The organism is Veillonella faecalis, from assembly GCF_024677885.1.
Taxonomy (GTDB): domain Bacteria; phylum Bacillota; class Negativicutes; order Veillonellales; family Veillonellaceae; genus Veillonella; species Veillonella nakazawae.
In genome coordinates this window covers 1-21,248 of record NZ_JALBWL010000004.1, presented here as the reverse complement: position 1 = coordinate 21,248, position 21,248 = coordinate 1, and the positions used below count along the sequence as shown (strand labels likewise).

At 34.8% G+C, this 21,248-nt stretch carries 15 protein-coding genes, 1 tRNA gene and 3 pseudogenes; 5 read left to right on the top strand and 14 right to left on the bottom strand.

Annotated elements, in window-relative coordinates; translation table 11 throughout:
• From MOQ65_RS08080 to MOQ65_RS08070, 3 genes are all read right to left on the bottom strand, one after another.
• Positions 1-447, bottom strand: a complete 447-nt coding sequence (locus MOQ65_RS08080; protein WP_257847243.1) for a hypothetical protein — start codon at positions 445-447, stop codon at positions 1-3.
• A gap of 26 nt (positions 448-473) precedes the next feature.
• Positions 474-1,049, bottom strand: coding sequence for a xanthine phosphoribosyltransferase (locus MOQ65_RS08075; protein ID WP_105085269.1), 576 nt, complete (start codon positions 1,047-1,049; stop codon positions 474-476).
• A gap of 247 nt (positions 1,050-1,296) precedes the next feature.
• Positions 1,297-2,202: a LysR family transcriptional regulator gene (locus MOQ65_RS08070; RefSeq protein ID WP_024064082.1), complete on the bottom strand. Its 906-nt coding sequence runs from the start codon at positions 2,200-2,202 to the stop codon at positions 1,297-1,299.
• Positions 2,203-2,470: 268 nt separating this feature from the next.
• Here MOQ65_RS08070 and MOQ65_RS08065 point away from each other — a divergent pair, with 268 nt between their 5' ends.
• From MOQ65_RS08065 to MOQ65_RS08050, 4 genes and pseudogenes are all read left to right on the top strand, one after another.
• Entirely contained in the window at positions 2,471-6,211 is a 3,741-nt protein-coding gene (locus MOQ65_RS08065; RefSeq protein ID WP_257847242.1) for a phosphoribosylformylglycinamidine synthase, read from the top strand.
• A 163-nt stretch (positions 6,212-6,374) separates the two neighbouring features.
• Positions 6,375-7,610, top strand: a complete 1,236-nt coding sequence (locus MOQ65_RS08060; RefSeq protein WP_105094716.1) for an FprA family A-type flavoprotein — start codon at positions 6,375-6,377, stop codon at positions 7,608-7,610.
• A 147-nt stretch (positions 7,611-7,757) separates the two neighbouring features.
• Positions 7,758-7,848, top strand: a tRNA-Ser gene (locus MOQ65_RS08055).
• A gap of 351 nt (positions 7,849-8,199) precedes the next feature.
• Positions 8,200-9,302, top strand: a pseudogene (locus tag MOQ65_RS08050) (IS1249 family transposase).
• A gap of 41 nt (positions 9,303-9,343) precedes the next feature.
• Here MOQ65_RS08050 and MOQ65_RS09670 read toward each other — a convergent pair.
• Positions 9,344-9,490 carry an IS3 family transposase gene (locus MOQ65_RS09670; RefSeq protein WP_373027853.1) on the bottom strand — a complete coding sequence of 49 codons (147 nt, stop codon included), beginning with the start codon at positions 9,488-9,490 and terminating at the stop codon, positions 9,344-9,346.
• A gap of 659 nt (positions 9,491-10,149) precedes the next feature.
• On the opposite strand from MOQ65_RS09670, the gene MOQ65_RS08045 reads away from it, so the two are divergent.
• A complete protein-coding gene (locus MOQ65_RS08045; protein WP_257847241.1) occupies positions 10,150-10,776 on the top strand; it encodes a hypothetical protein in 627 nt (208 codons plus the stop codon).
• Positions 10,777-11,143: 367 nt separating this feature from the next.
• Here the strand turns inward: MOQ65_RS08045 and MOQ65_RS09665 are convergent.
• From MOQ65_RS09665 to MOQ65_RS08010, 10 genes and pseudogenes are all read right to left on the bottom strand, one after another.
• Positions 11,144-11,441, bottom strand: a pseudogene (locus MOQ65_RS09665) (transposase); the annotation flags it as partial.
• Positions 11,442-11,480: 39 nt separating this feature from the next.
• Positions 11,481-11,606 (bottom strand): annotated as a pseudogene (locus tag MOQ65_RS09690) (hypothetical protein); the annotation flags it as partial.
• A 92-nt stretch (positions 11,607-11,698) separates the two neighbouring features.
• A complete protein-coding gene (locus tag MOQ65_RS09655) occupies positions 11,699-11,851 on the bottom strand; it encodes an IS3 family transposase (RefSeq protein WP_373027852.1) in 153 nt (50 codons plus the stop codon).
• A gap of 740 nt (positions 11,852-12,591) precedes the next feature.
• On the bottom strand, positions 12,592-13,605 hold the full coding sequence (mmuM, locus tag MOQ65_RS08040; protein WP_308221113.1) for a homocysteine S-methyltransferase: 1,014 nt from the start codon (positions 13,603-13,605) through the stop codon (positions 12,592-12,594).
• 87 nt (positions 13,606-13,692) lie between these two features.
• Entirely contained in the window at positions 13,693-14,478 is a 786-nt protein-coding gene (locus tag MOQ65_RS08035; RefSeq protein ID WP_257847239.1) for a basic amino acid ABC transporter substrate-binding protein, read from the bottom strand.
• Between the two features lie 281 nt (positions 14,479-14,759).
• The gene (locus MOQ65_RS08030; RefSeq protein ID WP_257847238.1) at positions 14,760-15,458 is read right to left on the bottom strand and encodes a hypothetical protein; all 699 of its coding nucleotides are present in this window, start codon (positions 15,456-15,458) and stop codon (positions 14,760-14,762) included.
• Positions 15,459-15,499: 41 nt separating this feature from the next.
• Positions 15,500-16,660 (bottom strand): DUF805 domain-containing protein, encoded by a 1,161-nt coding sequence (locus tag MOQ65_RS08025; protein ID WP_257847237.1) that lies wholly within the window; start codon positions 16,658-16,660, stop codon positions 15,500-15,502.
• Positions 16,661-16,738: 78 nt separating this feature from the next.
• Positions 16,739-18,448, bottom strand: coding sequence for a dynamin family protein (locus tag MOQ65_RS08020; protein ID WP_257847236.1), 1,710 nt, complete (start codon positions 18,446-18,448; stop codon positions 16,739-16,741).
• A 31-nt stretch (positions 18,449-18,479) separates the two neighbouring features.
• Positions 18,480-20,372: a dynamin family protein gene (locus tag MOQ65_RS08015; protein WP_105081460.1), complete on the bottom strand. Its 1,893-nt coding sequence runs from the start codon at positions 20,370-20,372 to the stop codon at positions 18,480-18,482.
• A 9-nt stretch (positions 20,373-20,381) separates the two neighbouring features.
• Complete coding sequence (locus tag MOQ65_RS08010) at positions 20,382-21,005, bottom strand: hypothetical protein (RefSeq protein WP_257847235.1); 624 nt, start codon at positions 21,003-21,005, stop codon at positions 20,382-20,384.
• Between the last annotated feature and the right edge of the window lie 243 nt (positions 21,006-21,248).

The window sequence follows — 21,248 nt, the reverse complement described above, 5'->3', positions numbered from 1 at the left end:
TTAAGATAAACCAGCTACTTTAAGAATGCCTTTATGCACAGCATCTAAGTGTGGTTGAACAACTTCAAGCAATAAATTAACTACTACTGTAGGATCAAACTGTTCTGTCAAACCAGGAACAGATACATCCATATAGATGTTATTATCTTCATTGCTTACATAGTATTTAGATACTTTATAATCTTGATTCAATGTGTTAAGTTCTTTTAACACAGCAGGAATCACTTTTTCATCAATAGATGTTGTTGTGATAGCTATGCGAGCATAGGAGAATGCAGAATCATCCACAACGATGAATACAGGCAAGCTATGCTCATGAACATCCAAACGGCCGTGATAAACGACTGTATGAAGATCATCTGTCATTTCTTCCTTTGTAAACCAAGAGTTACCACCTTTGTTTAGGTCAGCGATGAGTAAGTCGAATTTTTCTGCTTTTTGATTCATAATTCCCTCTACAAATAATCAGACTATTAGTCTTCGATAAATACACAACCATTGTCTTTAAATTCTTTAATACGAACTAAAGACTCTACACGATAACCTGCATGTTCAAGGCGTTCGCGACCAGGTTGGAAGGATTTTTCGATAGCAATAGCCATACCTACCACTTCATCACCTGCGTCTTCTACCAATTTAGCAAGGCCCATAGCCGCCTCACCAGATGCCAAGAAGTCATCGATGATTAACACTTTTTCACCAGCTGGCAAGAATTTTTTAGAAATAGTAATATCGTAGTTTTCTTCTTTTGTGTAGGAGTACACCACACTATGATATACATCGTCTACCATAAGAATAGATTTTTTCTTACGCGCAAATACTAATGGCACATCAAGTTCAAGAGCAGCCATCAATGCCAATGCAATGCCAGATGCCTCAATAGTAACAATACGTTGTACCCCTGCATCACGGTAACGATCAGCAATTTCTTTACCGATTGCTTTAAACAATTGTGGATCGATTTGATGATTTAAAAAACCATCGACTTTTAGCACGCGATTATTGAGGACAATCCCCTCTTCACGAATGCGTTGTTTTAATAATTCCATGTGCTCTTACCTCCGCAATATAACTATCTTTAAATTTTAACGTAAATAACCCCTTAGGGTCAACCTATATCAAGTAAAAGCCTTAACAATATGACTAATACAATAACTTACAAAGAGACTTAAAAACTTTCAACTGTGAATTATAAAATTCAACAGATTTATAACAATATAATATAGCACAGATAAGACTAGCCTAAAATATAAAAAGACACACTTTCTGAAATTTCTCAAAAAGTGTGTCTTATAATTATAAGACCTTATCACGAGTGCTTTCACGATTAATAAGCAAGGATGTGAAGCGCGCAGCCCCTTCAGATTGAGGTACCAAGCGAGAACGGACAAGTACAATATCACGGGTCGGTACAGGAATATCTGTATCGATACGCACGATGGAGCCTTCTTGCATCTTTTGTTGCACTACATGGTTAGGCAACATGGAAATACCCATATTAATTTCTACAAGATCGAGCAATACATCGACGCTACCAAGTTCAAAACGAGGCTTACGGCATGCGCCATGTGTTACTTCATCAAAGAAGGTACGGCTTGCAGAGCCTTTATGTAATAATAAGATAGGCTCGTTAAGTAAGCGACCTTGATCAAAGAAGCCTGCCCCTTTATAGTCAGGGCCACCAACAAATACATCTTGAATGGTAGCCAATGTAGTGACCTCTAATTGAGGATTATCACGCAAGCCTTCATAATCATTAACCACCGCTAACTGAGCCTCTTTATTGAGTACCAACTCTACGCAATCAGGGGATGGACGATTAATGATATGCAATCCGATTTCACTTTCTTGCAATTGCCATTTATGGAAATAAGGTAATAAGAAATGGCGACATAATGTATCTGTAGCAGCAAGGTTTAAACTTTCATAAGCTTGGCTAACACGTTCTTGTAATTGAGTCACCCCATTATCAAGGATGGAGAACGCTTTAGCTACCGTATCAAACAATTCTTTACCTTCCGGCGTGAATCCTACAGATTTTGTAGTACGCACGAAAAGAGGCATATTCAGTTCCCCTTCTAATTGTTTAATGCTTTGACTGATGGCGGATTGAGACACACCTAGTTCTTTTGCGGCACGAGAAAAGGATAAATATAAGCCTACCCCTAAAAAGGTTCTATATAAATCTGCAGATACTGCCATTTTATTCACCTCTGTTATATACTAATAGTAACGTCTTACTTTTAACTATACATATCATTTATTATATTATAACGATGAACTCTCAATATATAATGAATATGTAGAAAACTTCATGAATATTAGGTCTTATGACCTTCATGAATTTTTCATATTTATTAGTATTTCTAATCTTTTAATAAGTAAGATTATCTTTACTTATAAGTCTAGACCGACTATACTTAATTTGTCAATATCCCCTAGGGATTTATATACATTACAGGAGGCTACAATGGCTATACAACGATTATTCGTAACAAAACGAGAATCTTTCAACCAAGAAGCACAACGCATGTTACTGACCTTACAACAGGAATTATCTATGCCTGTTACAGGTGTTACCATTTACGAACGATATGATATTGAAAATTTAGATAAAAAAGATTTAGAAGCTGCAAAAAATCTAATTTTCTCCGAACCTCCTGTGGATACAGTATTAGAGGAAATTCCAGCTGTACAAGGTTTCCTATTTGCTGTTGAATATGTACCAGGTCAATATGATCAACGTGCCGACAGTGCTGAGCAGTGTATTTCCATGCTCACGCTTACTTCTGGTCACATCGTTCGATGTGCTCGCGTATTTGCTATCGAAGGCACTTTCACAAAAGAACAAGAAAATGCCATCAAAGCATACTACATTAACCCTGTTGATTCCCGTGAAGCAAGCCTTGAATTACCTAACACTTTGGCTCTCAATTTAGAGGACCCAAAACCAGTGGCAACTATCGATGGCTTTACGACAATGAGCGATGCTGAGTTAGAAGGACTTATCAAAAACTATGGTCTTGCTATGACATTAGCGGACCTTCAAATGATTAGACAACAATATGCAGAGGTAGAACACCGGGATCCTACGATTACAGAAATTCGCCTCTTCGATACATATTGGTCCGACCACTGCCGTCATACCACATTTATGACAGAGTTAACGGATATCTCTATCGAAGCGAGTCGCTTCACAGGCCCTATTGAAGAAGCCCTCGAAGAATACATGGAAGGTCGTGCTGAGCTCTATACAACGAAGAAAAAAGCTCGTTCTCTCATGGATATGGCTACACTAGCCGCAAAAGAATTGCGTCATGCTGGTGGTTTAACAAATCTCGATGAATCCGATGAAATCAATGCATGTACTATCATCGTTCCTGTCGATGTCGACGGAAAAACGGAAAAATGGTTGTTATTATTCAAAAACGAAACCCATAACCACCCTACTGAAATCGAACCATTCGGCGGTGCTGCTACCTGCTTAGGCGGTTGTATCCGCGACCCATTGAGCGGCCGCGCCTATGTATACCAAGCAATGCGCATCACTGGCTCTGGCGATCCACATACGAGCCTGGAAGATACATTAGAAGGCAAATTACCACAAAAGAAAATCACGCAAGAAGCAGCTCGTGGCTATTCATCTTACGGCAATCAAATTGGCCTTGCTACAGGTGAAGTAAAAGAATATTACCACCCTGGCTACATAGCAAAACGCATGGAAATTGGCGCTGTTATTGGTGCAGCCCCACGCAATCAAGTACGCCGTGAAGTACCAGTTGCAGGAGATGTAGTAGTATTACTTGGCGGCAAAACTGGCCGCGATGGCTGTGGTGGCGCTACCGGTTCCTCCAAAGAACATACCGTAGAGTCCCTTTCCACATGTGGTGCAGAGGTTCAAAAAGGCAACGCCCTTACAGAACGTAAAATTCAACGTCTCTTCCGTCGTGGTGAAGTAACTACACTCATCAAACGTTGTAATGACTTTGGTGCTGGCGGTGTATCCGTCGCCATCGGTGAATTAACAGATGGCGTAACTATTAATCTTGATTTAGTGCCTAAAAAATACGCTGGCCTCGATGGTACAGAATTGGCAATTTCTGAATCTCAAGAACGTATGGCCTGCGTTATCTCCGCTTCTGATGTAGATGCATTCAAAGCATACTGCGACGAAGAAAACTTAGAATGTACAGTTGTTGCAGATGTAACTGATACAAATCGCCTCATCATGAACTGGAATGGCGAAACAATCGTAGATATCAGCCGCGACTTCTTAAATACAAATGGTGCAAGTCAACAGCAGGAAGCTATTGTAACAGCTCCAGCGGATCGTTCTTACTTCTTACGTGGTTCTTCTAGTGCAGAGAACTTCAAAGATAAATGGCTTGCAGCCGTATCCGATTTAAATACAGCCTCTCAACAAGGCTTAGCAGAACGCTTTGACAGCACGGTAGGTGCTAATACAGTGCTTATGCCATTTGGTGGCAAATTCCAAAAAACACCGACTCAAGGCATGGTAGCAAAATTACCTGTATTAAATGGGGAAACTACAACTGCTAGCATCATGACACATGGCTTTGTACCTGAGTTATCCGACTGGAGCCCATACCATGGCGCACAATATGCTGTACTTTTATCTGTCGCTAAATTAGTAGCTCTCGGTGGTCGTCGTGAAGATGCATACTTAACATTACAAGAGTACTTTGAACGCCTCAACTCTAAAGAATCTTGGGGTAAACCTGTAGCAGCTTTACTGGGCGCTTACAAAGCACAAAAAGAACTTGAAATTGGCGCAATTGGCGGCAAAGATTCTATGAGCGGTACATTTATGGATCTTACAGTTCCTCCTACCCTCGTATCTTTCGCAGTGGGAACAGCTCATGTAGATAACATTGTGAGCCAAGACCTTAAAGGTGTAGACCATCGCCTCGTATTCTTCGATGTACCTCGCATGTACGATGACACTCCTGATTGGGATCGATTTAAAGAAAACTGTGACGTCTTACAAGAACAAATTGAAAAAGGTCGCGTTTACTCCGCTTATGTAGTCGACCAAGGTGGTATTCCTGAAGCAGTCACAAAAATGGCTCTTGGCAACAATATCGGTGTTAAATTTGATAAATATGCAGAACGTGCAATTTTCCAACCAGCTCTTGGTGCATTTATCGTAGAGGTAGACATTAAAGCTGTTAACTATCTCTTAGAGTTACCAGGTTTAAAAGTAATCGGTGTAACACAAGCAAATCCAGTTATTGAATGGGCGGATCACTCTGTATCACTCAAGGAAATCCAGGCAGCTTATGAAGCTCCCCTCAATGATATATTCCCTATGCATGCGCCAAATGGTTCTGGAGAAGCAGTAGCGTACATCCATGATCAACACGCTAAACCTCGCAGTACATACTTAGGTGCTAAACCTAAAGTTCTCATTCCAGTATTCCCTGGTACAAACTGCGAGTTTGATGCGGCTCGTGCCTTCGAACGAGCTGGGGCCGAAACAGATATTGTAGTAATTCGAAACCAAACACCAGAACAATTAAAAGAATCCATCGACGTAATTAAAGCTAAATTAGCAGAATCTCAAATTCTTATGTTCCCTGGTGGATTCAGTGCTGGCGATGAACCAGATGGTTCTGGCAAATTCATGGCTACCCTATTCCGCAATCCATATCTTGCAGAAGGTTTAGAAAACCTCTTGTACAAACAAGATGGCCTTGTACTTGGTATTTGTAACGGTTTCCAAGCTCTTATCAAATTAGGCTTATTGCCTGGGGGGCACATTGAAACGTTAACTGCAGATCACCCTACATTGACGTACAATACAATTGGTCGTCACTTGTCTCGCATGGTCAATACAAAGGTAATCTCCACTAAATCCCCTTGGATGTGTGATGCTAAAGCTGGTGAAATTTATACTGTACCTATCTCTCACGGTGAAGGTCGCTTCATTGCATCCCCTCAACAAGTGTTAGAGTTTAATAAAACTGGTCAAATCGCTACACAATATGTAGACTTTGATGGTATTGCATCCATGGATAGCCGCTTCAATCCTAACCAATCTGTAGCTGCTATTGAAGGTATTTATAGTCCTGATGGTCGCGTATTTGGTAAAATGGCCCACTCCGAACGCTGTGGTGCTGGTATTAGCCAAAACATTCCTGGCCAATTAGAAATGCCAATCTTTACATCTGGTGTAAAATACTTCAAGTAATTAGTTACCAATCTTATATGTGAAAGCCTACTCCTAGGAGTAGGCTTTTCCATATTGATTTTTTTCGTAAATATTAGTATTATAAGTTGATGACATATTTACAAAAATAATTTCATTTAAATCGATACATATATACGTAAGTGAGTTAAGAAAGGATTTTATTATGCATTGTGCTCAGAAAATGACCCATAATATCTACTGGATTGGTAGTAATGACTGGACTACAGAACGTTTTGAAAACTTATTCCCTATTCCAAATGGTGTTAGCTATAACAGCTATTTCATCGATGATGAAAAAACTTGTGTTGTTGACTCTGTAGATGCGGAAATTCGCGAAGAATACTTTGATAACTTGACTCATCTATTAAATGGTCGCGACCTTGATTACATCATCGTAAATCATATGGAACCAGACCATTGCCAAACATTGTTGGAAACATTGGAACGCTATCCAAACTGTAAAATGGTTGGTAACGCTACAACATTCCGCATGTTTGAACAATTCTACAATTCTCCAAAACCTGATCAATACTACACAGTAAAAGAAGGCGACGAAATCTGCCTAGGTAAACATACACTAGTTTCCTACACTATGCCTATGGTTCACTGGCCAGAAGTAACTTGTACATATGAAAAATCTACTGGTACATTATTCTCTGCAGATGCTTTCGGTACATTCGGTACAGTTAACGGTAACATCTTTGCAGACCAAACTGATTACGTTGCTACCTACGAAGATGAAGCTCGTCGTTACTACACAAATATAGTTGGTAAATACGGTCCTCAAGTACAAAATGCAATCCGTAAAGTTTCTGGTCTTGACATCAAGCGTATTGCTCCACTTCATGGTCCTATCTGGCGTACACCTGAAACTATCGATTATATCTTGCGCAAATACTTGCACTGGTCCAGCTACACAGCTTGTAAAAAAGGTGTTGTTATTGCCTTCGGTTCTATGTATGGTAACACTCGTGCTATCGCACAACAATTGGCTAAGCAATTGTCCAAACGCGGCGTCACAGATATCAAAATCTACGATGTTTCCAAAACTAATGCGTCCTACATTATCGCTGATGCTTGGAAATACACTAACTTGGTAACAATTGCACCTACATACAATTTGAACCTATACCTTACTATGGAAAACTTCATTCATGAATTGAAAGCACTTAACTTCCAAAACCATAAGGTATCCATCATTGGTAACCACTCTTGGGCATCTGCTGCAATGAAAACAATGGTTGCTCACTTTGAAAACGACTTCAAAGACATTGAAATCGTATCCGAACCACTTGATATCAAATCCTCTTTAAAACCAGAAGATCTTCCAAAAATCGAAAAAATGGCAGACGATATCAAAGCATCCATCGATGCAGCTGAAATCAAAGAAGTATTATAATACTAACACTAAAAGCCGCCTGAAAAGGCGGCTTTTTCTTATACTTTAAAAGTCTTATGAAAGTCTAAGATTTTCACTATTTTTTGCTTGACATAAATCTAACTTTTTCATATACTATACAAGTACCTGTTACACAACAGAATACATGGAGAGGTGTCCGAGCGGCTGAAGGAGCATGATTGGAAATCATGTGTGCGGTTATCCCGTACCCAGGGTTCAAATCCCTGTCTCTCCGCCACTAAATCAAAAAACCAGAAGTATTATAGAATCTATGGAAATATAGATATCATATAATCTTCTGGTTTTTTTAGTATGTTTGTATATATTCGATAATATTCGTATTAACTTTATTAAGTTTTCTATATTTCATTCCTATACTTTCCGGCTTATAGGACAAAAAGTGTGTGTAAAAATCCTTATAACACTAGATATTTACTAGTGTTATAAGGGTTTAATCTTTTTCTGGAGAAGTTTGAGGGTGGACAAAAAGTGTGGGTGAAAACATCAATTAACCCTTGTAATTACTGACTGAAATGAGATTATATCTTCCTATATATAAACAAATATGGAGGAAGAGTTTATGCGATAAATAAAATGTCCTGATTGTAATGAAAAATGTATTAAACATGGTGTTTTAAAATCTGGTTCTCAGCGTTGGTTTTGCAAACATTGTAAGGTGGCATTTACTGTTAAAATTAATAACTTAAGTAAAGAGTTAAACCTATTCTTGAATTGGTTCTTTAGTACCGATATTCAAGCTGATATGCCTGGTAAAGGTCGTACATTTAGGCGTAAAACCGCTAAATTTTGGTCCATATGGCCATTGCCACCAAAAGTGGAAAAGTACATGATGTGGTATATCTTGATGGAATTTACTTATCTAGGAATTTATGTGTGTTGATTTGTTGCAATGATACTCATGTTCTAGGCTGGTATGCCTGCTGTTATGAGCATGCTAGAGCTTGGCAGTGCTTAATGGAACGGATTGTTGAACCTAAAATCGTTGTGTCTGATGGTGCTAATGGTTTACCTAAAGCATTACGAAAAGTTTGGCCTCATAGTAGCCACCAAAGATGCCTATTTCATATTTTTTGTCAGGTTAGACGATATACGACAAGTAGACCTAAAACGGTAGCTGGAAAGGACCTTTATAGTCTTGCCAAAACTTTATTTAATGTGAAAACATTGGATCAAGCCTTTATATGGATTAATGAGCTTTCAGCGTGGCGTATGACATATTCTGATTTTTTACGAGAAATGACGATTGATGAATTTGGAAACAAACGCTCTACACATGAGCGTTTGCTTAAAGCTGAATCATCATTATGGCGCCTGATTAGGCAACAAACTTTATTTACATTTTTGGAATTCATTGATATTACAGTACCTACAACAAATAATCGTATTGAAGGTGGAGTAAATGCTCAACTAAGAAGTATGTTACGGGCTCATAGGGGCCTTTCACTTGAAAGAAGACTAAAAGCGGTCTATTGGTGGTGCTATATGCACTCACCAAGACCGCTTTCTATTTCAGATATATTAAATTGTATGCCTACAGATGAATCGATTGCTGCTATCTACAAACGGTTATCTGATTATTGCCAAATAGATCGTTCAATCCCTCAATGGGGTGATGCTCCTGTTTGGAATGAGCTACATATGTCTACAGATTTTCCAACTTATTGGGATTAGTCACACACACTTTTTGTCCTATAACCCTGTTTTCCTGTATTTTACAGGGAGTATCCATGTGTTTTTTTCTGAATTCTTTTATTATTGTAACAATCAATATATTCTTCAATCGCTACTGCAAAAGCATTAAATGATAAACATTCTGTTTCACAGCCATAATATATTTCCGTTTTTAGCCTGCAAAAAATTTTCCATCACAGAATTATCATAACAGTGTCCTTTTCTCGACACAGGCTGAATATTTCCATGTTCCTCGAATGCGTTCTTAAAATAGCTATTTTGGTATTGCCATCCCTAATCAGAGCGGAGAATCAGCCCCGAAAGATTAGGGTATTTTTTAGTGCTCGATTTAACATACGAGAAATCTGCTCTAAATTAGATCTTAATGCTACAATATAGGAAACAGCCACGTTCGTATTCATATCTAAGAAAGGAGATAAGTAACACTTCCCCCATAAAAATTTAACTTGAGATATATCAGTAGTTCATTTTTGTAGTAGCGCTATTGTACTAAAATCTCTATTGATAATATTATCGGCTATTTTTCCTACTTGGCCTTTATAAGAATGATATTTTTCTTTTGGTCGATTTCCAGCGAGCCTCATATTTTTTATAAAATGTATGTATTGACACACCGGCAAGTATTTTCGGTCATTTCCCCTAATAGAATAACTCAATAGCTTTCTTTTTAAATTCATATCTATATCTCATGAAAGACCCTCCTTTACTGGTTATCCAGCAAAAGAGGAGATATATATCAAAAACCAGAGCTTTTTATTTTTCATATAATTTGATATACTTAACATAATATCATGAGTATTATATGAGGAAACGGAGACGTATTATTATGGTACTTTTAGCATTTTTAGTATTTTTAGTTGTCGCATTTATTATTTATAAAATATTCTTCAGTAGTGTAAACCATGATAAGGAATCTGATTCAAGAGAATTATTTGATGCATATATGCGTATATTAAGAGATGCACGTTCAGAGTATATAAAACTGACCAATGATAATGAATCTATGATTTTAAAAGGTGATCATTTAACTTTGTACGACGATGGACCTCATGGTGAACTCGTAGAAATTATATTCTTCGTAGCTCATAGAAGTAATTTTCAAAAGGAATTTACACAACATTTTAAAGAAAAATATGCACTTATGGTTGGTGCACTCATTAGAATAAATGAGTCATCTATTCCGTTGTATAAGGATATTGCTTATTATTGTAATCGGCAGCATAGACGCTTCAATTATATAATAGCCAATGACAATTGCGGCATTCCAGGACTAAGGCTCGAAACGGTGATTACTGACTCCAATAACATTAAATACATTAACAATAGTGAAGATGCTTTGAGGTTTCTAGGGGGCATAACAGCGGATTTAGATAGTGAAATGATTTTTATAGAAGAAACTAAAAAGAAAATGGAAAAAAATTATATTAATTCGTTTCCCTATGAAGATAACTAATTATAAAACAGTATATATAGTGATGTTATATCTAACTTACTAGATATCTTCGCCATAGTAAGGTGCTGTTTCTTTTATCAAAAGACCATATTCCAATGGTAAAACTAGTTGGCGAGGCATTACTAGTTTGGTATAATTAAATTCATTGGTGTGGTTTTTGTTCATAATTTAATTATACCAATGGATTGGGTCCTTCGGGACCCTTTTTCCTTATAAAATATAGAAAAATAGCTATTAGTTGATTGTATAATCAGCTAATAGCTATTTTTAGTATAAAGGGGCTGTTTTGTTACAGCCCCTTTTATTTATATCCATGCAAAAGGTATTCGACTTTATGATCTGCAACCATTTTCTTGGACAGATATAATTATACTACTTTTGAGGAATGAGTTCGGTATTCTAACGGACACATTCCTTTTAATTTGAGCTTAATATGTTTTGTATTGTAATAATCAATATAACATCTTAACTTGTTAATAAAATCTTCATAGGAAGTAAATTCCTCTAAATATAACAACTCTGATTTTAGTAAGCCAAAGAAGTTCTCTATCACGCTATTATCCAAACAGGTTTCTTTTCGAGACATACTTTGGATGACAGCGTGATTTCCATATTTCTTGATATCTTCTATGTTGATACTAGCAGCCTTGATCTGAATGTAGTATGCAACCTTGGCTATTTAGCCTTTCCTGAAAAGCTTTATCCAGCATTAACAGTATCTGTGCTAATACATGGCGCTCAACCAATTCATAGGATACAAATTCACTGTTATACATGTCTAAGATTGGCGATAAATAAACCTTACGACCAAATAAGTGAAATTCTGTAATATCTATGGTCCATTTTGATCCAGCTTTAGTGCACTAAAGTTTCGCTAAATAATGTTAGGGGCAACTTTTCCTTCAGTCCCCCTATATGAACACTACTTCTTTAGACGGAACTTGCATGTTAAGTGTTCTTCTTTCATAATACATATCACAACTTTGTGATTCACATTGAAGCCTAATTTATGTAATACTATTATTATTCTGCAATATCCATAACGACCTTTATTCATCATTACAAGTGTACGAATATTCTCCCATTCTTCAACATATTTACCTCCCTTCTTTATACTAGTAGGCGTGCATAATACGTACTTCGACTAATACCAAAGTAATTAGAGCATAAACTGAAGTGGATATATGTTTCTTAATCTTTTGATGGTAATTGTTTGTGTTTTTTTACAGCCCGATTGGGTTTAGCAATTTCACATATATCTTTCATAGAGTCATCACAAAAAGATATTTCATACTTTAATCGAGCATTTTCAGCTTCTAGTGCTTTAATGCGTTCCTTATCTGTTTTTGAGGCTGAATCTATTTGTATTTTAATTTTTCTTATTCTTCATAAGTGGCCTACCTTTAGGCTTGTGCCCCTCCTTCATTTAAATACCGCTTTTCCCATGCTGCAGTTAGACTAGGGTTATCTAAATTAAATAATTCTGCTGTTTCTAAAAAAAATAACTTATCCTTTAATCTAATTTCAAGAACTTTACGTTTAAAATCTTCTGAAAATACTTGTTTACTAATTTTATGGGACAAATTATGCCTAAGATTAAACTTGTATAACCAGCCTTTTACAGTACTTTCTAGAATTTCAACCTCCTTAGTAATTTTAAAGAAGACTACTTCTTTTTCAAAAAGCTAATAATTTTTCTTTAACATCTTTTAAGTATTTAGACAAAAAAACTGCACCTCCAAAAATTGTGTCCAACTTTTGGGGTGCAATTCATTAATCCAAATAGCCTTTTTATATTATATGTATTTCACCATATTAACTATGGATTTTCTTTGCAATATCACCGATGATTTCAGGTGTCGTTCTACAGCACCCACCTATAATATTAGCACCAGCTGCGCGCCATGCATCTACGTAATCAACAAAAGATCCAGGGTCACCATACCAAGTTTTAGTTTCACTATCATAGCTTTCACCAAGATTTGGATATACAGCAATTGGTTTATCGGTAACTGTACGAATATCCTTAACTAAGGACTCTACATATTCTGGCTTGGTGCAATTGATACCAAGGCCAGTTATAGGACGAACCTTATCGATCATTTCCGCACATTTAATGATGGTTTCTCCACTAGAGACATAATGTTCATCCTTACAAGAGAAGGCAATCCAGCCAGGAATCCCCCTTGATGTATATGGATCAGACATGGCTCGAGCAATAGCAATGGCCTCATCATAAGATGGTATCGTCTCAAAGGATAATATATCTGGATTCTCTTCCGCAAACAATGCTAATCGAGGGATATGGAATACCTCAAGGTATTCTGTTTGTACATCAGGATATCCACGGTATTCGGATCCGTCAGCCAAGAAGGCCCCATAAGGACCTACAGAGGCTGCTACCAATGGTTTCGGTAATGCACCTTCGGAAAAATACTTAACGCCATCTGCTGTTTCTTCTCCCAGCTTAATACCTCTAAGTGTAAGCGCCCCACTCGCTTTGGCTTCCACGAACTCATTACGAGCTTGTACTGCTAGACGAACAGATAGTTTAACGAGTTCTATGGCCTCTTCCGTACCAAGCCCTAATCCTTTAAAACCTGCTACAGTTGCTTGATAGCCAGAACTTTGAATAATGTCTGCACCAGCCGCTAAGTAGGAAATATGTATTTTCTTAATGACATCCGGTTGATCCATAAGAACCTTGGCAGACCACAACTTATGTTGAAGATCACAGCCATAACGTTCTAATTCTGAACCTAACCCACCATCTAAAACGAGGGCGCCCTTCTTTTTAATTATATCTAAAAATGCTCTTCGTTTAGCCATCATATCACCTACTCTATACTTCCCCATACCATTTGGGGTTTACTAAACGTATTATAACAAATAATACGTTTAGGTACTATCTACAAACTATTTTAAATCTTCTGCTGGTGGCTCCTTACCAAACCATTTTTTATAAATCTCTGCATATTTACCATTTGATTTAATCTTAGCTAAACCATCGTTAACTTTATTGAGAAGCTCTGCATTCCCCTTCTTCACAGCAATACCAAGTGGTGCCGCATCATAGTCTTCTCCAGTGACTTTTGCGATACCTTTACCCTTCCCATTTACGTAATATTCGTTTACCGGCGTATCGTTGATAACTACATCGACGCCTTTATTTTGTAGTTCTAAAAAGGCATCAACGATAATATTGAACTGGCGTACATCTGCATTATGAATCTTGCTGGCAATTTCAGCACCCGTAGAACCAATAGATACACCAATGCGCTTGCCTTCTAGATCCTTAATGCTATTAATATTGGTATTATCGATATTAACAACGAGACCATTACCTGCAATATAGTATGGTTTACTAAAATCTACAGATTTTGCTCGTTCTTCAGAAATAGTCATATCTGAAATAGCAATGTCGATAGTATTACTTTGCAATGCAGGCAACAGTGCATCAAAGTTCAAGTTTTGAATATCCGCTTCAACGCCCTCTTCTTGAGCAATAGCATTGATAATATCGATATCAAAACCTGCTAACTTGCCACTATCTTTATCTTTAAAACCAAATGGTGCATAGGTCGCATCAGTACCAACGCGCCAAGTCTTTTGGCTACTACCTGTATTTCCACAGCCCGCAATAAATAGACTGCTAGCAATTGTAAAAGCTCCCAAAAGAGCCGCTATTTTCTTAAATTTCATAATTGTCCCTACTTAAACCTATTTACTTAGAAATAGGCGGTCTTTTTAATCAACTAATATATCTATACTTACATGATATGAACATAATAAAAATAATACCTTTAAAGGTATTATAATATTATGATAACATTCGATATAGTTGAGGTCAATTAATCCGACCATATCAATAGGTATTTTATTAACATAGCTTTAATCTATAACAAAAAAGAGATGCTAACGCATCTCTTTTTATATTATGAATAATTCTATCTAAAATAATCTAGCTATAAGAATATATCAGCTTATAAATCATCTGATTTAGCTGTAACTACTTTCTTGATTAAAGTAGTCTTATCAGCATTATCTTCTAATACAATACACTGATTAAATAATGTATTGTATTGATTATCTTGATGTACTATTATTTTTTTGAAATAGAGTCTATCAAAATATTCATCAGGATTTTTAGGTTTCAACTCATAATTATCAGATGTTTCAATAAACTTAAGCCCAAAAGAGTCTACAACCCCTTCGTACAATATCCTATGGTTTTTAAATACTTGTATATAACCTAATGGAATTCCATCAATAAATTCTCCAGCTAAAAGAGGTGCCCCTTTCTGATTACTATTATTAGCAATCAAAACCCCATATCCATCTGGTCGATCTTTATCTATCCCACCCCAATAATAATAATCAAATTTAGAATTATTATTAACTAATTCTAAGTGATATCCATCTCCATGATTAACCGAAACTTTATATAACTCTTTAATATCATTTATATTATCAGACTTTTCTAATGCTTCCAATGCCAATTTCCGCTCCTTTTGAAGTGGTAACTCATTATCATATGAATGAGTATACGGATTGTGTTTGATAGCCTCAGTAGCTTTACCATCAGCTACCTTATTAGTATTAGTATTAGTATTAGTTTCAGAGGAGCAGCCAGAAGATAACAAAGAAAATAGCAATATAATAAGGATATATTTGATACTCATACTACGCCCTCTTTTATAAACACATCAATGATAAAAGGTTATTATCTTCCATTATATGAAGGTCCCTTATACGAATTATATGAATCACGAAGGAGTTCACTCCTCAAAAGTTCTCCATCTTGTGAGTCTATATACCAGCTTCCATTTATCTTCAGCATAATAATATTTCCTCTAAAAACTTTTTGCTCTACCCCACTAGGAATTCTATCATTAGAATATAATAAATACTCAAAAGAAATAGCTGTATCAGAATAATTTTTTAAATCTAACCGCTTCAATTCTACTGACATAGTATTCTGATACCCTTGCTTCCAATCCCAAAAGTTACCTATAACATTTCTTTGATTATCAGAGAACATATTAAATGCATCATTATATTTTTGCTGATCAATAGATAAATAAAATTTCTCTATAGCATTCTGTGCCTGATCAATATTTTTTTGTTTTACCTTCTCTATACTTTCTAGTCTTATACGTTCTTGATTTTGTTCAATTTTTTGCTTTTCTATTTGTTCCCGTTCAGCACGTTCTTGTTCGGCCTTACTCTTCAGGCTTTTATCTTCTTTATTTCGATTTATATAATCTATAGTTGTATATTTTGTGTATTCGTCAGCGATATTAGATGCTATGGTCTCAACTTTACTAACTAATAAAGTCGAATTTATTAAAGGCTTATATACAATATTACAAACAACAAACAGAAGTAAAAAGCTCAAAATATATATTAGCTTATAGGTCGATACGGTCCAATTAGATCCCCAAAAGTTCTTTTTTCCCATTTCAATATAGCTTATACTTACTTCACTCTTTCTTAGTAAAGTAAAGAAAAGATATAAGGCTCCAAAAATAGGGAAAAGTAAATATAATAATTTAGTTTTATTCAAACCAATATCATTAAGCCTTCGACACAGTAAAGAAATTGATGGCACAATTGATACACCAATAAAAAGTGTAACAAATATAGTCAATACTTTTGATAGATTTACTGAAGGTATAATCAAAAATAGCCCCACACTTGTTATACTAAAAATAATTGTTAATACTACCGAGGTTTTAATATAGTCTACTAAACTTAACCTACCACTCCATTCTAAATATTTTATAGCAAAATTGTTTACAAATGTATTCCATATACTATCTTCATACATAGCAAATGGATACATTTTATTTTGTATTCGTTGATTTTGATCAAATGATTCCATTAATGTATTCTCTTATTAGTGCTTTATAATGCACCTCATATTTAAAACATTCTAAATATCAGCTAACATATATTACTATTATTGTGTTAAAAATAATTCCACATTAGCCTTTAATTTATAAATTTCATCAGTAGTCATACCATCAAAATTATTTCCAATAAACTTATCTTTTGCTTCATTAAGAGTTTTCTCTCTTATATCTGAGATGAACGGAGAAACATTATCTTTAATTTTATTACAAACAGCCTCTCTCATTGCTAAGATACTAGAGCTAATGAGACTGTTCAAAGAGTCTTTTTTCTTTTTATTTTCAGTAAATATTTTTAATGCTCCCACTGCCGCTCCAGCAAGCATTAATGGAGGCATGAATGCGCCTAATGCTCCTGCCAAAGATACATGTGCAGCAGCTGGACCTAATACAGCTGCATAAACTGATAAAGCTCCCCCTGCCGCCACAGCAGTCATCATAGAATCTTGCAATCCAGAAGATTCACCCACTGTACTATATAAAGAGGGTTTTTCTGTATATGTTTTAAAATTATCCTCAATAGACAGAGACATTGACTCCTCAAGTTCCTCATCTATACGTTCTAGAGCACTTTGCCAACTTTCATTTATATATATGTTCAATCTATCTATAAATTCTTTGATTTCTCTATTATCACCATTGCTAATAATCTTATCTAATTCATCTTTTACAGCCTTTTCTGTACTATTAGTTGATGTCATTCCCATAGAATTGACCTTATTCTTTAATGAAGATTCAGCATTTGCTAAAAACTCATTATATGCCCAATTAGAAATATAACTATTAATATCGCTCTTAAAAGACGAAGAAGCATAATCAATCTTTGCCCCCAGCTGTTCAAATAGCTCTAACTTTAGATTTATATTATCTAATACTTGTCTGTGGATAAGATTTAACTGTTTCTCTAATACTTGTACTGAATTTAATATAGATTCTGTTTGTACAACTTCAGACTGTTTTTCTATATTATTCTGTAAATAATCATATAAGGTTTTAAAACCTGATGAATCAATTTCAGCAGAAATATTATTTACAATTCCATGGTATGCTTTTTTTGCACTTATCGGAAAAACTCGTTTAAAGTATACTCCCATAGTATCATCAAGATAATCAACTAAATCTTGAGGATCACCATCAACTTCATCAATTCTATTAATAATAGCGATTATTGGTTTTCCCATATTAGATACAGTTCGTACATAATTATTAACATCAGTCTGTCCTAAATAATTACCATTAAATACCCATAAGACAACATCTACATCTTGGAAATATTCTATGGTTCTTTCTTCATTCTGTTGTGTGATAGTCCCCAAGCCTGGCGTATCAATAATATTCAAAGATTTTAACCCTGGCATATTACGCTTAACGACAACATCCTTACAGTTTTTAAAATACTCTTGATTATTTTGATACTTAATTAACTCATCAAATATTTCACTTACAGAACCAGGCTTACAAGTTCCATCAACAAAATTAATTACTGCACTTTCACTTGATGAGTATGAGATTTTCATAATAGAAGCCGTTGCTTCACTTACATTCGTTGGAGAAATTTCACCACCAGCAAAACAGTTTAGCAACGTTGATTTACCAGATTTAACCTCTCCAATAATTGCTAATCTTAAAGGAGTATTCACCTTATCAGCTAATATATCTAAAGATGATTTAATCTCTAAAGCTAAAGGATTTTGTATAGTATATAAAGGTGATGTTGTCGTTTTATTTATCGCTGATTCTATTGATGCTAAAAGTTCCATAATAACTCCTTATTATTACCACAGATTTTTACTAAGAATTATAAATCAAATCTCGAACTGATAAATCTCTCATTTCCCCCAGCTTGCAGTTCATCAGTTCTATTAATATAGCTTTAAATTCCTCTACATATACTGACGATCCATACATTTCTGAAAATGAGTTTTCCATATTACATTCTATACTTGTAATATATCCATCAATTTTATCGCCTAATTCACTAATAATATTTTTAATAATCTTTTCTAACTGTTGATAAAATTGATCTGTAATACGCTTACTTTTTTCTTCATTAAACATTCGATCTACGCCCCTGATGAAAGTATCAACAATACCTCCACCCGTATAATTAGATGCTATATTTGAGAAATCATCCCATTCATTATACTCAACAGCAAAATTAATATTAGATTCTACTGGATATAAATGTTTAAATTCGACAAATAAACTAATGGAATTTTTATAGTTTAGGAACTCCGAGAAATCCAAACAAAGCTCATTTACAATTCTTTGAATTCCCACTAAAACTTCATCAGGTTTAACAATATGTTCCTTTACAAAACTATTAAATTTCCTAGGTTCCATTCTCCATAATTCATCATTATATAAATCAGAAGTCATACGAACACGACTTACTTCTTTTTTAGCAAATTCCGTAAATTTATCAACCCACCTCATAAATCTATTCATCGTATCTTCTTCAAGTTCTTTTTGCAAAGTTAATCTTTTATCATTAACCTCTGATAAAGTTTCATATATATCATGTATTTTAGATTCGATGTCTGAATATACCAGTCCGGTATTTTTAATCTTTGCATTGATTTGTAATGCTAACGCATCAGAAAATAAAGTTCGATTTAAATGATTTAATAAATAATCAAATCTACTAGCCTCATATTCACTAATAGCATTTTTATAAGCTTCATCAGATAATGGTTTATTCTTTAAAACTTCTTGAGCATGTCGAGCTTGTCGTGCAGATATTGGAATAAATTCATTAAAAATATCACCATAAAACCTTTTTGCATCAGCAATAACACCATCAACAGTTTGTCCATTAGCAATAATATTATCTAGTCTATTAATTACAGCAATAATATTTTGTGGATTACCATACTCCTTTAATACACGTTCGATCTCTTTTTTATCTCCAGCACCAGCTATCCGATCACCTGGCAATACCCATATAATACCATCAGCTTTACTATAATATTCTTTTGCATTAGAAATAACCATGCCATCAATTTCTTGATTTAATCCAGGTGTATCAACTAGATTATAAGATTCTAGGAGTTTACTATTCTTAATAGGTGTAACCATTTCTATTACATCAGATCTATATAAATAATACTTTTGAAGTTCTTGAAGTTTCTCTTCTAATGCCTCGATGCTCAAACCACTATCTCTAGCTTCATCACGCTTAGCTCTTATTATTTTTTTAGATTCTCGAACCTTTAAATCTTCATTTTGCAAATATTCTAAGGCTTCTTCTTTTGAATATATTTTTTCTGAACCATCTTTAAACTTCAACTTAATTGATTCTGATTTTTCATAATTAGTAAAAACATCTATTTTCCAAGTTTCTGGACTTATACTTTCCTTAGCTACTTGTTTACCTGCAAGGGCATTAATGAGAGTAGACTTACCATTTTTACCGCTGCCCATAACAAATAGCATAAACTTATTATCTAATTCTTCGGCCAAAGATTTAATCTTAACTAAATTTTCTTGTATACTTTTTATTTCTGGCCCGAAAATCTTACTATCTCCATATTTATATTTAAGATTAGTATATTGAAATAGATATTCAAAATTTTTTACAAATGCTAAAATATATTGCTTAGTATGCTGTCGTGCACGTTCTCTATAAGCATCTTCAACATGAGAAAATAGTGTTTCTAACTTAGTGGCAGAGTTACTATACATATATTCACCTTAATTCATAAAGAAAAATAAAACAAACAATGTATTTAGTAACATTAATAATGCTATAGCGATATTTATTCGCATAGATAAATTGTTAAACATCTTCTGGTAGTCGCTACGATCCTCCTCTGATTGTTCCTGAATTTTACCAATCAATACATTCATTTCTGAAACAAACTTCTCAAAAGAAGTTTCCTGCTTGTTAATAAAATTGTTATAACTATCCTCTATACCACGAATAATTGTTTGCGTAGTTTTATATTCTTTATCCAAATTCTCTATGTATGCAAGATATTTAGAAAGTTGAACATTAGAGACTTCATTGAATTTTTTTGATTCTGCAATCAATTGAGAAATTAATGCATTTTCCTGTTCAATTGCTTCATTCCAACTATGTAAGTTCTTATAAAACTCAACTGTCGTTTTATTTGTCTCATTCTTGATATTTCTATATAAATCTTGACCATCTGATAAATTTGTTTCAATATTTTTAATAATATCATTTGCTACTTGAAGTTTTTTAATATGTGCTTCAAGTGATTTTAAAGTTGTATTTGTTATAACTTCATTAGTTACATCTTTAGTGACAAGTTTTATCACATCAATAAATTCTTCTTTTAGATTATTCCCCATTTTATCCACCTATAAAAATACACTATACTAATTTAGCTAATCATATCACTTTTATATATATAATCTTATAAAATTTCATTAATTTTTCATTAATATTTTCATTATATATTCATTTTTGTAAAAATCATAACCACCCGTAGAACGGGTGGTTTGCTCTGACCCTATAAGGGTCTTTCTCTAGTGGTGGCCCTCTAAAGAGGGCATTGAATGATCTGACAACCACTCTATTACCACTGGCTGCCC

Excerpts from the sequence above, each read along its gene's own strand:
- MOQ65_RS08075 (WP_105085269.1), bottom strand. The coding sequence starts at position 1,049 with ATGGAATTATTAAAACAACGCATTCGTGAAGAGGGGATTGTCCTCAAT.
- MOQ65_RS08025 (WP_257847237.1), bottom strand. The coding sequence starts at position 16,660 with ATGGAATCATTTGATCAAAATCAACGAATACAAAATAAAATGTATCCA.
- MOQ65_RS08070 (WP_024064082.1), bottom strand. The coding sequence starts at position 2,202 with ATGGCAGTATCTGCAGATTTATATAGAACCTTTTTAGGGGTAGGCTTA.
- MOQ65_RS08045 (WP_257847241.1), top strand. The coding sequence starts at position 10,150 with ATGGTACTTTTAGCATTTTTAGTATTTTTAGTTGTCGCATTTATTATT.
- MOQ65_RS08020 (WP_257847236.1), bottom strand. The coding sequence starts at position 18,448 with ATGGAACTTTTAGCATCAATAGAATCAGCGATAAATAAAACGACAACA.
- MOQ65_RS08015 (WP_105081460.1), bottom strand. The coding sequence starts at position 20,372 with ATGTATAGTAACTCTGCCACTAAGTTAGAAACACTATTTTCTCATGTT.
- MOQ65_RS08065 (WP_257847242.1), top strand. The coding sequence starts at position 2,471 with ATGGCTATACAACGATTATTCGTAACAAAACGAGAATCTTTCAACCAA.
- MOQ65_RS08010 (WP_257847235.1), bottom strand. The coding sequence starts at position 21,005 with ATGGGGAATAATCTAAAAGAAGAATTTATTGATGTGATAAAACTTGTC.
- MOQ65_RS08030 (WP_257847238.1), bottom strand. The coding sequence starts at position 15,458 with ATGAGTATCAAATATATCCTTATTATATTGCTATTTTCTTTGTTATCT.
- MOQ65_RS08060 (WP_105094716.1), top strand. The coding sequence starts at position 6,375 with ATGCATTGTGCTCAGAAAATGACCCATAATATCTACTGGATTGGTAGT.
- MOQ65_RS08080 (WP_257847243.1), bottom strand. The coding sequence starts at position 447 with ATGAATCAAAAAGCAGAAAAATTCGACTTACTCATCGCTGACCTAAAC.
- MOQ65_RS08035 (WP_257847239.1), bottom strand. The coding sequence starts at position 14,478 with ATGAAATTTAAGAAAATAGCGGCTCTTTTGGGAGCTTTTACAATTGCT.
- mmuM (WP_308221113.1), bottom strand. The coding sequence starts at position 13,605 with ATGGCTAAACGAAGAGCATTTTTAGATATAATTAAAAAGAAGGGCGCC.